14 protein-coding genes are annotated in these 12,857 nt (G+C 76.4%); 9 read left to right on the top strand and 5 right to left on the bottom strand.

Annotated features, from left to right (window positions below; all coding sequences use genetic code 11):
• The 3 genes from ACRYRX_RS14870 to hisC all read right to left on the bottom strand — a co-directional run bounded on the left by ACRYRX_RS14870 (position 1) and on the right by hisC (position 3,388).
• Complete coding sequence (locus tag ACRYRX_RS14870; protein ID WP_432512957.1) at positions 1-984, bottom strand: alpha-ketoacid dehydrogenase subunit beta; 984 nt, start codon at positions 982-984, stop codon at positions 1-3.
• Positions 984-2,168, bottom strand: coding sequence for a pyruvate dehydrogenase (acetyl-transferring) E1 component subunit alpha (gene pdhA, locus ACRYRX_RS14865; RefSeq protein ID WP_432512955.1), 1,185 nt, complete (start codon positions 2,166-2,168; stop codon positions 984-986). Before pdhA ends, ACRYRX_RS14870 begins: the two co-directional genes overlap by 1 nt.
• Before the next feature lie 125 nt (positions 2,169-2,293).
• Positions 2,294-3,388, bottom strand: a complete 1,095-nt coding sequence (gene hisC, locus ACRYRX_RS14860) for a histidinol-phosphate transaminase (RefSeq protein ID WP_432512953.1) — start codon at positions 3,386-3,388, stop codon at positions 2,294-2,296.
• Positions 3,389-3,548: 160 nt separating this feature from the next.
• Here hisC and ACRYRX_RS14855 point away from each other — a divergent pair, with 160 nt between their 5' ends.
• Positions 3,549-4,028: a flavin reductase family protein gene (locus ACRYRX_RS14855; RefSeq protein WP_432513073.1), complete on the top strand. Its 480-nt coding sequence runs from the start codon at positions 3,549-3,551 to the stop codon at positions 4,026-4,028.
• The gene (locus tag ACRYRX_RS14850) at positions 4,025-4,315 is read left to right on the top strand and encodes a hypothetical protein (protein WP_432512952.1); all 291 of its coding nucleotides are present in this window, start codon (positions 4,025-4,027) and stop codon (positions 4,313-4,315) included. The genes ACRYRX_RS14855 and ACRYRX_RS14850 overlap by 4 nt, the downstream gene beginning before the upstream one ends.
• Here ACRYRX_RS14850 and ACRYRX_RS14845 read toward each other — a convergent pair.
• Positions 4,291-5,826, bottom strand: a complete 1,536-nt coding sequence (locus ACRYRX_RS14845; RefSeq protein ID WP_432512951.1) for a hypothetical protein — start codon at positions 5,824-5,826, stop codon at positions 4,291-4,293. The two genes, ACRYRX_RS14850 and ACRYRX_RS14845, sit on opposite strands and share 25 nt — an antisense overlap.
• Complete coding sequence (locus tag ACRYRX_RS14840; RefSeq protein ID WP_432512949.1) at positions 5,823-6,077, bottom strand: hypothetical protein; 255 nt, start codon at positions 6,075-6,077, stop codon at positions 5,823-5,825. The genes ACRYRX_RS14845 and ACRYRX_RS14840 overlap by 4 nt, the downstream gene beginning before the upstream one ends.
• Before the next feature lie 167 nt (positions 6,078-6,244).
• On the opposite strand from ACRYRX_RS14840, the gene ACRYRX_RS14835 reads away from it, so the two are divergent.
• From ACRYRX_RS14835 to ACRYRX_RS14805, 7 genes are all read left to right on the top strand, one after another.
• Positions 6,245-6,997, top strand: a complete 753-nt coding sequence (locus ACRYRX_RS14835; RefSeq protein WP_432512948.1) for a fructosamine kinase family protein — start codon at positions 6,245-6,247, stop codon at positions 6,995-6,997.
• Complete coding sequence (locus ACRYRX_RS14830; RefSeq protein WP_432513071.1) at positions 6,997-7,560, top strand: molybdenum cofactor biosysynthesis protein; 564 nt, start codon at positions 6,997-6,999, stop codon at positions 7,558-7,560. The genes ACRYRX_RS14835 and ACRYRX_RS14830 overlap by 1 nt, the downstream gene beginning before the upstream one ends.
• A 36-nt stretch (positions 7,561-7,596) precedes the next feature.
• Positions 7,597-7,797: a hypervirulence associated TUDOR domain-containing protein gene (locus ACRYRX_RS14825; protein WP_432512947.1), complete on the top strand. Its 201-nt coding sequence runs from the start codon at positions 7,597-7,599 to the stop codon at positions 7,795-7,797.
• 22 nt (positions 7,798-7,819) lie between these two features.
• Positions 7,820-9,232 (top strand): adenylosuccinate lyase, encoded by a 1,413-nt coding sequence (gene purB / locus ACRYRX_RS14820; RefSeq protein ID WP_432512945.1) that lies wholly within the window; start codon positions 7,820-7,822, stop codon positions 9,230-9,232.
• Complete coding sequence (locus tag ACRYRX_RS14815) at positions 9,232-10,257, top strand: alcohol dehydrogenase catalytic domain-containing protein (RefSeq protein ID WP_432512943.1); 1,026 nt, start codon at positions 9,232-9,234, stop codon at positions 10,255-10,257. Before purB ends, ACRYRX_RS14815 begins: the two co-directional genes overlap by 1 nt.
• Before the next feature lie 27 nt (positions 10,258-10,284).
• Positions 10,285-10,899, top strand: a complete 615-nt coding sequence (locus ACRYRX_RS14810) for a maleylpyruvate isomerase N-terminal domain-containing protein (RefSeq protein ID WP_432512941.1) — start codon at positions 10,285-10,287, stop codon at positions 10,897-10,899.
• A gap of 65 nt (positions 10,900-10,964) precedes the next feature.
• Positions 10,965-12,842 (top strand): cation:proton antiporter domain-containing protein, encoded by a 1,878-nt coding sequence (locus ACRYRX_RS14805; RefSeq protein ID WP_432512939.1) that lies wholly within the window; start codon positions 10,965-10,967, stop codon positions 12,840-12,842.
• Positions 12,843-12,857: the final 15 nt, after the last annotated feature.

The following is a 12,857-nucleotide window of genomic DNA, read 5'->3' as shown; positions in this document are numbered from 1 at the left end:
TCAGGCGGCGAGGGACTGCTCGACGGCGTCCAGGACGCGGTCCACCGACGGCAGGTAGTGCTCCTCGACGCGGGCCGCCGGGTACGGCAGGTGGAAACCGCCGACCCGCTTCACCGGGGCCTCCAGGGAGTAGAAGCACGACTCCTGGATGCGCGCGGCGACCTCGGACATCGGCCCGTGGAACGTCGGGGCCTCCGACACCGCGATCAGCCGGCCGGTGCGGCGCACCGACTCCGCGACGGTGTCCACGTCCAGGGGGGAGATCGAGCGCAGGTCGATCACCTCCAGCTCGGTCCCGTCCTCGGCCGCGGCGCGGGCGGCGTCCAGGGCCAGCTGCGTCGTCGGGCCGTAGGCGACGACCGTCGCGTCGGTGCCCGCGCGCAGGACCCGCGCCTTGTGCAGCGGCGTCACCTGCCCGGGGCCGAGGTCGGTGTCGACGTCGCCCTTCTGCCAGTAGCGGCGCTCGGGTTCGAGGAACAGCACCGGGTCGGCGGAGGCGATGGACTGCTGGATCATCCAGTAGGCGTCGTGCGCGTTGCTGGGCGCGACGACCCGCAGCCCGGCGGTGTGCGCGAACAGGACCTCGGGGCTCTCGGAGTGGTGCTCCACCGACCCGATGCCGCCGCCGCTGGGGATGCGGATCACGACGGGGACGGCGAGCCGCCCGCCGGAACGGGCTCGCAGCTTGGCGAGCTGGGTGGTGATCTGGTTGAACGCCGGGTACACGAAACCGTTGAACTGGATCTCGCACACCGGCCGGTACCCGCGCAGCGCCATGCCGAGCGCGGTGCCGACGATCCCGGCCTCGGCCAGCGGCGTGTCCAGGACGCGGTCCTCGCCGAAGTCCTTCTGCAGGCCGTCGGTCACGCGGAACACCCCGCCCAGGGCGCCGATGTCCTCACCCATGAGCAGGACGCGCGGGTCGCGGTCCAGGGCCGCGCGCAGGCCGGCGTTGATCGCCTTGCCGATCGCCATCTGTTCCATCAGGCAACCCCTCCAGCGTGGGCGTCGTGTCGAAGGTCGGCGTCGTGCTGCTCCCACGCCGCGAGGAACTCGTCGCGCTCGGCGAGGACCTGCGGGTGGGGTTCTGCGTAGGCGTGGTCGAACATGGAGACCGGGTCCGGGTCGGTCATCGCCGGGACCCCGGCCCGGACCCGTTCGGCGAGCGCGTCGCTGTCCGCCGCGAGCTGCGCCTCGGCGTCGTCGTCGAGGACGCCCTGTGCGCGCAGGTACGTGCGGAACCGGTCGATCGGGTCCTTCTCGCGCCAGGCGTCGACCTCGGCGGCGAGCCGGTAGCGCGTCGGGTCGTCGGAGGTGGTGTGGGCGCCCATCCGGAAGGTGAACGCCTCGACGAAGGTGGGGCCGCCGCCGGTGCGGGCGCGTTCCATCGCCGCGCGGGTGACCGCCAGGACGGCCAGGACGTCGTTGCCGTCGACGAGGACGCCGGGCATCCCCACCCCCTCGGCGCGCCGGTGCAGCGGGACGGACGACTGCCGGGACACCGGCTCGGAGATGGCCCACTGGTTGTTCTGGCAGAAGAAGACGACCGGGGCGTTGTAGACCGACGCCCAGCTCAGGGCCTCGGCGGCCTCGCCCTGGGACGTCGCCCCGTCGCCGAAGTACGTGATGACGGCGGTGTCGCGGTCGGGGTCGCCGGTGCCGACGGCCCCGTCGCGCTGCACGCCCATGCCGTACCCGACGGCCGGCAGCATCTGCGCCGCGATGACGAGGGTGTACGGGTGGACGCCGGTGGCGACCGGGTCCCAGCCGCCGTGGTCGACGCCGCGGAAGATGCTCAGGATGTGCAGCGGGTCGATGCCGCGGGCCAGGACGGCGCCGTGGTCGCGGTAGCTGGGGAAGACGTGGTCCTGGCGGCGGGTGGCGCGGCCCGCGCCGACCTGGGCGGCCTCCTGGCCGCGGCTGCCGACCCACAGGCCGAGCTGGCCCTTGCGCTGGAGGGCTTCGGCCTCGTCGTCGAAGCGGCGCAGCAGGACCATGTCGCGGTACAGGTCGAGCAGCTCGGCGCCGGTGAGGTGGACGTCGTGCTCGGGGTGGGGGTGCCGGACCCCGTGGCGGTCCAGGAGCTGGACCATGCCCTCCGGGGCGCAGGACCCGGGTGCGGGAGCGTGCTGGGGGGTCCGTACCGGGCCGGCCGCCGTGTCCGTCACGTACTCTTCCTCCGTCGGGCGTCGGGGACGGGCGCTCCGACGCCCGCCACCAACCTACGGTTCCGTAGGTGACGCGAGCGTACGTTACGGGACCGTAGGTTGTGAACCACCCACGCGGGGGAGGACTACCGGACCAGCCCGGCCGCCACCTGCAGGAACCGCGCGTTCGCCGCCGGCTCGGCCACCGTCACCCGCACCCCCGACCCCGCGAAGGCCCGCACGACCAGCCCCTCGGCCCCGAACGCCTCCGCCAGCTCCACCGCCCGCTCCCCCACCGGCAGCCAGAAGAAGTTGCCCTGCGCGTCCGGGACGTCCCAGCCCTGCGCGCGCAGACCCTCCACCAGCACCCGGCGCTCGGCGACGATCCCCGCGACCCGGTCCATCAGCTCCGCCTCGGCCGCGGTCTGCAACGAGGCGACGACCGCGGCCTGGGCGATGGCCGACACCCCGAAGGGCGTCGCGGCCTTGCGCAGCGTGCCCGCCACCTCCGGGTGCGCCACCGCGACGCCCACCCGCAGACCCGCCAGCCCGTAGGCCTTCGAGAAGGTCCGCAGCACCACGACGTTCGGGTGCGCGCGGAAGACGTCGAGGCCGTCCGGCACCTCGGGGTCGTCGACGAACTCGCGGTAGGCCTCGTCCAGGACGACCAGGACGTCCCCGGGGACCTGCGCGAGGAAGTCCGTCAGCTCGTCGCGGCGCAGCGCCGGGCCGGTCGGGTTGTTCGGCGAGCACAGGACCACCAGCCGCGTCCGGTCGGTGATCGCGGCGAGCATCGCCGGCAGGTCGTGCCGCGCCCCGGCCGTCAGGGGCACCTCGACGGGCACCGCGTCGGAGATGGCGACCGTGATCGGGTACGCCTCGAAGGACCGCCACGCGTAGACGACCTCGTCGCCCGGGGCGCAGGTGATCTCCGCCAGCTGCGCCAGCAGCCGCACGCTGCCCGTCGCGGCCGCGAGGTTCCCCGGGGCCACCCCCCACGCGTCCGCGATCGCCGCGACCATCCCGGTGGCCGCCGGGTCCGGGTAGCGGTTCACGGTCGCGGCGGCCCGCGCGATCGCGGTCAGGACGCTCGGCAGCGGCGGGTACGGGTTCTCGTTCGAGGACAGCTTGAAGACCTCCAGGCCCTCCCGGGCCACGGCCGGCTTCCCCGCGACGTACGCCGGGACCTTGGCCATGTTGGCCCGCAACCGCGGGGCCGGGGGGGTGCTGGGGATCGTCATGCGCGCCAGCGTACGGACCGCGCCGCTGAGACACCGGTCACCTCGGCGGAAGCCGCGGCGACGGCGTGCGGTTGACTCTGACGCCACGTCCCCACCGGCTGGAGGCCCGACCGTGACCGACACCACCCCGCCCGAGCTCGTCGCCGTCGAGGCCGACCCGATGGCGCTGCGCACCACCTTCGCGCTGTTCCCCACCGGCGTCGCGGCGCTGTCCGCCGTCGTCGAGGGCGAACCCGTCGTCCTCGTCGCCTCCTCCTTCCAGGTCGGCATCTCCCTGGCCCCCCCGCTCGTCCTGTTCGCCGTCCAGCACACCTCCACCAGCTGGCCCCGGCTCAAGACGGCCCCGCGCATCGGCGTCTCCGTCCTCGGCGAGGCCCACGACCTCGCCGCCCGCCAGCTCGCCTCCAAGGCCGCCGACCGCTTCGCCGGCATCGACACCACCACCACCGCCTCCGGCGCCCACTTCATCCACGGCGCCCCCGTCTGGATCGAGGCGTCCATCCACTCCGAGTTCCCCGCCGGCGACCACGACGTCGTCCTGCTCGAGGTCCACGCCTCCGGCACCGCCCCCGACACCGAACCCCTCGTGTGGCACTCCTCCGGCTTCCGCACACTCACCCCCCGCGACCACGCCCGGTGACCCCGGCCCTGCGCACGGCCGCCGTCGCCACCGGTGAACTGCCCGGTGGTGGCCCCGTCGCGCAGGCCCTCGACGTCGCCACCCCCGTCCTGCTGCTCGAACCCGTCCGGTCCGAGCTCGGTGCCGCCACGCCCGCGCCCGGCCTCCACCTGGTCGGCACCGGGGTGCAGGCCCACGGGGCCTCGACCCCGGCGCTCGCCGCCCACGCCGAACGGTGGGGGCAGACGCCGCGCGCCACCGCCACCGCCGCCGCCACCGCCCGTCAGGGCACCCTCTCGGCGCGGTAGTCGAACACGTCGACCCGGGCCCCGGGAGCGTCGAAGAAGGCGCTGCCGGACTCCCGGAACGCCCGCAGCGCGGGGTCGTCGGAGGCGTCGGCCAGCGCCGCGGTCCGCCGGTAGCCCGACCACCCGTGGGCCAGCAGCGGGTCGGCCGCCACCCGTGGGTCGTCCCCCACGTCCCGCGAGACCACCGTGCGCCCGGCCGACCCGGCCGCCGCCTGCCCGTCCAGCGCGGGCACGACGTCCCCGGTGTGCTCGAACGAGACCGTCCGCACCCCCTCGGGCACCGCGATCCCGTCGACCGGCGACCCGGCCGTCAGGAGGTGGGTGACGTGGAACTCGGCGCGCACGGCCGGGTCGGCGGCCAGCGACGCCGCGGTCAGGCCGCCCTGGCTGTGCCCGGCCAGCAGCACCGGCTCGCCCGCCCCCACCCCGGCCTGCCGCAGGGCCGCCACGACCGCCGCGCCCGTCGCGGTCGGCTGCCCGGCCACGGCCCGCAGGTTCGTCGTCAGGTCCATCGGGGTGGTCGTCGAGGCCGGCAGCGGCGTCCAGTCCTGGGTGCCGGGGATCTCCACGACCCACCCGACGCGGCCGTCGGCCTGGGTGACGCGCTCCAGCCGGATCCCGCCCGGGGGCGGGGTGCCCGCCGGGGCGAGCCGCCCGCCCACCGAGCCCGCCGCCGCCGTGTACCCGGTCGACTGGTGCGCCACCCCGTCGAGGACCTCCGCGAACCCCCGCGGCGGGCGGCTCGGCGTGGCCCGCGCCTGCGCCACGGGCGTCACCCGCACCGCCGTCTCCCGGAACAGCGGCGTGACCGCCCCCAGCGACGTGAGCGCCCCCGCGACCCCGGCGACGGTCCGGGGAGCGGGCAGGTCCGCCGCCGCCAGGAGGTCGGGCGTGAGCGCGACGAGCTCCTCCACGACCTCCGGGTGCCCCGCCAGGAACCGGCCGACGCCCGCGACGTCGTCGGCGACCCGCCGCGGCACCGCCCTGGCCTCCGCCTCGGCGATCCGGCCCAGCACGGACAGGTCGACCTCGCCGTGCAGCGCCTGCCCGGCGGCCGTGGCCAGCACCCGGTGGGCCGCCTCCTGGACGCGGTGGGCGACGTCGGCCGCGACGACCGTGGCGGCGACCCCCGCGATCTGCGGCGCCGCCGCGACCACGGCCTCGGCGACCGCGCGCCGGGCCAGCGCCACCACCGCGTCGGCCACCTCGTCCCCGGCCCGGTACCGCAGCGCGGCCACCTCCACCTGCCCCGCCAGGGCCAGCACCTCCGCGGCGACCGCCGCGGCCGACCCCGCCCCGGCGACCACGCGGGCCAGGTCGTGCACGGCACGGGCGGCGGTGGCCGGGGCCGCGACGGCGCTGAGCGCCAGCACCGGGTCGGCCGCGGCCAGCGCGGCGGTCAGCCCGGCGTCCGCGCAGGTCGCCGCGACCCCCGCGAGCCGGACGGCGACCGCGTCGAGCTGGTCGGGGTCGACGGCCAGACCCGAGTCGATCGTCAGCCGGGTGCTCACGGCTGCACCGGCGCCGTGGCGTGGGCGCGGGCGTGGGCGCGCAGGCCGTCCGCGGCCTCCGCGCAGGCCAGGGCCAGCGCCCCGACCCGGTGGCCGGTGCCGTCCAGCCGCGCGCGGAACCGCGCGGCCCCGGTGCCGGACCAGTCGACGTCGCCGGTGGCCAGCAGCTGCCGGCGCGCGCCGTGCACGTCGTCGGCCTCGGCGGCCACGCGGCGCGCCAGCGCCTCCACGTGGGTCTGGACGGGATCCATCGGGACGACCTCCTGAGCGTGGGGTGGGACTGCCCGGCGACGCTAGGTCGCCGGCCCCGCCCGCCCCGGAGCCCGCCCGGCGGCTGTGGACCGGTGACGGCCCGCGGGGGCCTGTGGAGACCCCGGCGCCGCCTGCGGCCCGTCGCCGGCACCGCGAGGATGGGCCGGTGAGCGAGACGTTCCTCAAGCGGGGACCGCACGCCCGCCTCGAGGCCGCCGGGTTGCGGTGGCTCGCGCAGGCCGGTGGCGTCGCGGTCTGCCCGGTGCTGCGGGCCGACGACGAGGGGCTGCTGCTGCCCCGGATCGAGCGGACCGCGCCCACCGCGGCCGCGGCGGAGGCGTTCGGCCGCGACCTGGCCCGCACCCACGCCGCGGGCGCCGACCGCTTCGGGGCGCCCCCGCCCGGGGTCGACGGTCCCGGCCGGATCGGGGCGCTGGAGCTGCCGTCGGCCACCTCGCCGCAGCCGTGGGGGGTCTTCTACGCCGAGCTGCGGGTGCGCCCGTACGTGCGGGCGGCCCGCGACGCCGGGACCCTCAGCGCCGCGGACGTGGCGCTGTTCGACGCCGTCTGCGACCGCCTCGCGGCGGGCGAGGTCCCCGGTGCGGTGACCGCACCGGCCCGCCTGCACGGGGACCTGTGGTCGGGCAACGTGCTGTGGTCGCCGCGGGGGGTGGTTCTCATCGACCCCGCCGCGCACGGCGGGCACCCCGAGACGGACCTGGCGATGCTGGCGCTGTTCGGGCTGCCGCACCTGGACCGGGTGCTGGACGCCCGCGCCGAGGCGGGGCCGCTGCCGCCCGGGTGGCGGCGGCGGGTCCCGCTGCACCAGCTGCACCCGCTGCTGGTGCACACCGTGCTGTTCGGCGGCGGGTACGCCGGGCAGGCGGTCCGCGCCGCCCGCGACACCCTGGCGCTGTGATGCACGAGTACCCGATCGAGGTCCTGCACCTGCTCGTCTCCCCCGAGCACGCCTACTTCGGCCGTCCCCGCGACGGCGCCGCCGACGTCGTCACGCACACCCCCGACGTCGTGGACGTGGTGGCGCGCAAGGGGATCCGCGGGGACCGGTTCTTCGGCAAGGCCGCGCACATGGACGCGGCGGTGACGTTCCTGGCGATCGAGGCGTGGGAGGGCGTGGCCCGCGACCTCGAGCTCGGCGCGCTGCCCGACCCGCTGCTGGCCCGGCGCAACGTCGTCGTGCGCGGGGTCGAGCTGGACCCGCTGCGCGGTCACGACTTCGACGTCGTGACGGCGGCCGGCACCGTCACCCTCCACGGCGGGCGGCCCGCGAACCCGTGCGCGTGGATGGACCGCGTCGTCGCCCCGGGCGCGCACCGGGCGCTGCGCGGGCGCGGGGGGCTGCGCTGCACCCCCACCACCGACGGCGCGCTGGCCCGCGGCGCGGGCCTGCTGCGCTCGCCCGTCGCGCTGGACCCCGCGCGCGCCGGGGAGCCGGTGCTGCGCCGCACGCCGCTGCCCTGACGTGCGCACCCCCGCGTCCCGGCGCAGGCTGGGGGCATGGTGAAGAAGGGCGACCACGTCGAGTGGAACACCTCCCAGGGCACGACCGAGGGGAAGGTGACCGACCGCAAGACCGACGACTTCGAGCTGTACGGCAAGCACCGCAAGGCCTCCGAGGACGACCCCCAGGTCATCGTGGAGAGCGACAAGTCCGGCAAGGAAGCGGCCCACAAGGAGTCCTCCGTCGAGGAGACCTGACCGGCTGCGGGGGCGTGGGACCATGAGGCACGTGACCGACCCGGCCGTTGCCCTCACCGCCCCCGCCAGCCTCGGAGAACCCGCGCTCGGCCCGCTCGACGGCCGGTACCGCCGGTCCGTCGCGCCGCTGGCCGAGCACCTGTCCGAGGCGGCGCTGAACCGGCGCCGCATCCACGTCGAGGTCGAGTGGCTGGTGTTCCTCGGCACCCACGACGTCGTCCCGGGCGTGCGCCGCCTCACCGGCGACGAGATCGCGTTCCTGCGCGAACTGCCGCTGCGCTTCGACGCCGCCGCCGTCACCGAGCTCGGCGAGATCGAGCGCGTCACCGTCCACGACGTCAAGGCCGTCGAGTACTGGATCAAGCGCCGCCTCGAAGGCACCTCGCTGGCCGACGTCGCCGAGCTGACCCACCTGTTCTGCACCAGCGAGGACATCAACAACCTGTCCTACGCGCTCATGGTCCGCGACGCCGTGCAGCAGGTGTGGGCGCCGGCCGCCGCGAGCCTGGTCGACGACGTGTCCCGCATGGCGCACGACCTGCGCGACCTGCCGATGCTCTCGCGCACCCACGGCCAGCCCGCGACGCCGACGACCCTCGGCAAGGAACTCGCCGTCCTCGCCCACCGCCTCAAGCGGCAGCTGACCCGCATCGGCCGCGCCGAGTACCTGGGCAAGTTCAACGGCGCCACCGGCACGTACGCCGCGCACCGCGCCGCCGTCCCCGGCACCGACTGGCCCGCCGTCTCCCGCGAGTTCGTCACCGGCCTGGGCCTGACCTGGAACCCGCTGACCACGCAGATCGAGTCGCACGACTGGCAGGCCGAGCTGTACGCCGACGTCGCGCGCTTCGGCCGGGTCCTGCACAACCTGTGCACCGACGTCTGGACGTACATCTCCTACGGTTTCTTCGCGCAGGTGCGCGGCCAGGGCACCGTGGGTTCCTCCACGATGCCGCACAAGGTGAACCCGATCCGGTTCGAGAACGCCGAGGCGAACCTGGAGGTCTCCGGCGGCCTGTTCCGCGTCCTGGAGGAGACCCTCACGACGTCGCGGATGCAGCGCGACCTCACCGACTCCTCGATGCAGCGCAACATCGGTGTCGCGTTCGGGCACTCCCTGCTGGCCATCGAGAACGCCCAGCGCGGGCTCGCCGGCCTCGACGCGGTCCCGGCCGCGCTGGCCGCCGACCTGGACCAGAACTGGGAGGTGCTCGGCGAGGCCGTCCAGTCCGTCATGCGCGTCCACGGCCTGCCCGAACCCTACGAGCGCCTCAAGGAACTCACCCGCGGCCGCAAGGTCGACCAGGTCAGGCTCCAGGAGTTCGTGGCCGGTCTGGGTCTGCCCGAGGGTGAGGCCGAGCGGCTGGCGCAGCTGACGCCGGGCGACTACGTGGGCGACGCCTCCGCCCTCGTCTCGGTGCTGGACGAGGGCTGATGCGCGCGGTCCTCGTCACCGAGTTCGGCGGCACCCCCGTCCTGGCCGGTGTCGAGGACCCCGCGCCCGCCCCGCACGGCGTCGTCGTCGCGGTCGAGGCGACCGGGGTGTGCCGCAGCGACTGGCACGCCTGGCAGGGCCACGACGACGACGTGACCCTCCCCCACGTCCCCGGGCACGAGCTCGCCGGGACGGTCGCCGCGGTGGGTGCCGACGTGCGGGGCTGGCGCGTCGGGGACCGCGTGACGACGCCGTTCGTCACCGCCTGCGGCACCTGCCCCGAGTGCGCCGCCGGGGCGCAGCAGGTGTGCCGCGACCAGACGCAGCCCGGTTTCACCGGCTGGGGCTCGTTCGCCGAGCTCGTCGCCCTCGACCACGCCGACGTGAACCTCGTGGCCCTGCCCGACGGTTTCCCCGCCGCGACCGCCGCCGCCCTCGGCTGCCGGGTCGCGACCGCGTTCCGCGCCGTCACCGACGTGGCCGCCGTGAAGCCCGGGGAGTTCGTCGCGGTCCACGGCGCCGGCGGGGTGGGGCTGTCGGCGATCGCGATCGCCGCCGCGGCCGGTGCCCGCGTCGTCGCCGTCGACCCCTCCGGCCCGGCCCGCGACCTCGCCCGCGCGTTCGGCGCCGAGCACACCGTCGCCGACTCCCCCGTGGAGGCGGTCCGGGAGTTCACCGGCGGCGGCGCGCACGTCTCGGTCGACGCCGTGGGCCTGCCGGTGACGTGCGAGAACTCCGTCCGGTCGCTGCGCCGCCGCGGGCGGCACGTGCAGATCGGGTTGCTCCCGGCGGCGGCCGGGAAGCCCGCCGTCCCCATGGACCTCGTCATCGCCGGTGAGCTGCAGGTCCTCGGCAGCCACGGCATGGCCGCCCACGACTACCCGCGACTGCTGGCCCTGGTGACGTCCGGGCGGTTCCCGCTGGCCGACCTCGTGACGCGCGAACTGCCGCTGGAGGCCGGGCCGCGGGCGCTGGCCGAGGTCGCCGACGCCACCACCGCCGGGATCACCGTCCTGCGGCCCTGACGGCCCTCCCCGCTCTAGCCTGGGGGCGTGAACCCCACCTGGGCCGACTCCCGCCGCGCCTTCGACGACGCCGCCGGGTGGTTCACGCGCACCGCGGCGTCCGTGGGCGAGCGGTGGGACGCCCCCGGCCTCGGGGAGTGGGACGTGCGCGCCCTCGTCGGCCACACCAGCCGCTCCCTGCTGACCGTCGAGACGTACCTCGCCCGGCCGGCGGCAACCGTCGAGGTCCCCTCCGCGCCGGAGTACTTCCGCGCCGTCAGCGCCGCCGCGGCCGCCGCCGGGGTCGCCCAGCGCGGACGCGACGCCGGCCGGGACCTGGGCCCCGACCCCGCGAGCGCCGTCGCCGCCCTGGCCGCGCGGGTGCTCGCGCTCGTCGAGGGCTGCGGCGGGGACGAGCTCGTCACGACGTTCGCGGGCGGGATGCGGCTCGCGGACTACCTGCCGACCCGCACGTTCGAGCTGGTCGTCCACACCGCCGACCTGGCCGCGGCGCTGGGCGTGGCCCCCGACGTGCCCGCGTCCGCGGCGCGGCAGGCGCTGCACCTGGTGACCGAGCTGGCCGTGGCGGCGGGTGCGGCCGGTCCGCTGCTGCTCGCCGCGACCGGGCGCCCCGGGCTCGCGCCGGGTTTCTCCGTCCTCTGAGCCGTTCCCGCTCCGAGCCGTTCCCGCCCGGGGACGGGCCCCGGCGCTCCCCCTAAGCTCCCGGCGTGGAGGTCGCGATCGCGCTGGTGGCGCTGACCGTCGGGGTGTGCCTGGTGTCGGCGGTCTGCGACCGGTTCCGGTGGCCGACGCCGCTCGTCCTCGTCGTCGTGGGGGCCGCGGTCGCCCTGGTCCCCGCCGTCCCCTCGTTCAGCCTGGGGCCCGAGCTCGTCCTCAACGGGCTGCTGCCGCCGCTGCTGTACGCGACCACGGCGCGGACCTCGCTGGTCGACTTCACCCGCAACAAGACCGCGACGGTGCTGCTGTCCGTGGTGCTCGTCGTGTTCACGACGCTGGTCGTGGGCTGGACGACGGCGTGGCTGCTGCCGGGGGTGGCGCTGGCCGCGTGCATGGCGCTGGGCGCCGTCGTCGCCCCGCCGGACGCGGTCGCGGCCAGCGCCATCGGCCAGCGCCTGGGCCTGCCGCGGCGGGTGGCGACGCTGCTGGAGGAGGAGAGCCTCCTCAACGACGCCACCGCCCTCATCGCCCTCGCCGCGGCGACCTCGGCCCTCACCAGCGAGCTGTCCCCCCTGCACATCGGCGGGGAGTTCGTGCTGGCCGTCGTGGGGGCCGTCCTCATCGGCGGGGCCGTCGCGGCGGTGCTGGCCGTGGTGCGCCGCCGGATCCACGACCCGGTCCTGGACACCGCGGTCTCCTTCGTCGCGCCGTACCTGGCGTTCCTGCCCGCCGAGGCGCTGCACGTCTCCGGCGTCCTGTCCGTCGTCGTCACCGGCCTGGCCATGGCCCACGTCTCCCCGGAGGTGCAGACCGCCGCGTCGCGGGTCGCGGAGGCGCTGAACTGGCGGACCGTCGCGTTCCTGCTGGAGAACGCGGTGTTCCTGCTCATCGGCCTGCAACTGCCGCTGCTGGTCCGCGGGGCCGCCGACAGCGGGTTCGCGGGCGGGCGGATCGCGCTGGTCTGCGCGGGGGTTCTCGTCGCCACGATCGCGGCGCGCTTCGCGTTCGTCTTCGCCGTCGCGGGGGTCCTCACCGCCGTCCCGCCGTGGCGGCGCAAGACGTGGCCGGCGCCGGTGTCGGTGCTGGTGTCGTGGGCCGGGATGCGGGGCGTCGTCACCCTCGCCGCCGCACAGCTGATCCCTGAGGGCGTCCCCGGCCGCGACGTGCTGCTGCTGGTGGCGTTCACCGTCGTCGTCGGCACCCTCCTCGTCCAGGGCCTGAGCCTGCCGTGGGTGGTCCGCCGCGTGGGGCTGCCCGCGCCCGACCCCGCCCAGGACGCCCTGCAGGCCGCCGCCCTCGGCGACGCCGCCACCGCCGCGGGGCTGCGCCGCCTCGAGGAGCTCCTCACCGGTGACGAACCCCGGCACGTCGTGGCGCAGCTGCGGGGGCGGGCCAAGTCGCGCTCGCACGCGGCGTGGGAACGCCTCGGCCGCCCCGAGGCCGACGTCGCCACCCCCTCGGCGCTCTACACGCGGCTGCGGCTGGAGATGCTGGCCGCCGAGCGCGACGTCGTGGTCGCCGCCCGCGACCGCGGCACCGCCGAACCGGAGGTGCTGCAGCGGGCGCTGGCCGACGTCGACTTCGAGGAGGCGCTGCTGGACCGCCTCGACGACCTCGAACCGCTGGCGGCCGACCGGCGCCTGGGGGCGGCCGAGGGCGGGTGCGCGCACCTGCGCACCGCCGGCACCCGCGACGACGTCACCGCCCGCTGGGGGGAGCCCCCCACCGAGTGCGCCGAGTGCGTCGCCGCGGGCGCCACCTGGGTCCACCTGCGCACCTGCCTGGCCTGCGGGCACACCGGCTGCTGCGACTCCTCCGAGCTGAAGCACTCCCGCGCCCACTTCGCCGGGACGGCGCACCCGGCGATGGTCAGCGCGGAGCCGGGTGAGGCGTGGCGCTGGTGCTGGGTGGACGAGCGACTGGGCTGAGGGCGGCCAACACTG

This window comes from Kineococcus lubricus, assembly GCF_050871965.1.
Classification (GTDB): domain Bacteria; phylum Actinomycetota; class Actinomycetes; order Actinomycetales; family Kineococcaceae; genus Kineococcus.
This window is presented reverse-complemented; position numbering and strand designations above follow the sequence as displayed.

Excerpts from the sequence above, each read along its gene's own strand:
- ACRYRX_RS14870 (WP_432512957.1), bottom strand. The coding sequence starts at position 984 with ATGGAACAGATGGCGATCGGCAAGGCGATCAACGCCGGCCTGCGCGCG.
- hisC (WP_432512953.1), bottom strand. The coding sequence starts at position 3,388 with ATGACGATCCCCAGCACCCCCCCGGCCCCGCGGTTGCGGGCCAACATG.
- ACRYRX_RS14855 (WP_432513073.1), top strand. The coding sequence starts at position 3,549 with ATGGCGCTGCGCACCACCTTCGCGCTGTTCCCCACCGGCGTCGCGGCG.
- ACRYRX_RS14840 (WP_432512949.1), bottom strand. The coding sequence starts at position 6,077 with ATGGATCCCGTCCAGACCCACGTGGAGGCGCTGGCGCGCCGCGTGGCC.
- ACRYRX_RS14830 (WP_432513071.1), top strand. The coding sequence starts at position 6,997 with ATGCACGAGTACCCGATCGAGGTCCTGCACCTGCTCGTCTCCCCCGAG.
- ACRYRX_RS14825 (WP_432512947.1), top strand. The coding sequence starts at position 7,597 with ATGGTGAAGAAGGGCGACCACGTCGAGTGGAACACCTCCCAGGGCACG.
- purB (WP_432512945.1), top strand. The coding sequence starts at position 7,820 with ATGAGGCACGTGACCGACCCGGCCGTTGCCCTCACCGCCCCCGCCAGC.
- ACRYRX_RS14815 (WP_432512943.1), top strand. The coding sequence starts at position 9,232 with ATGCGCGCGGTCCTCGTCACCGAGTTCGGCGGCACCCCCGTCCTGGCC.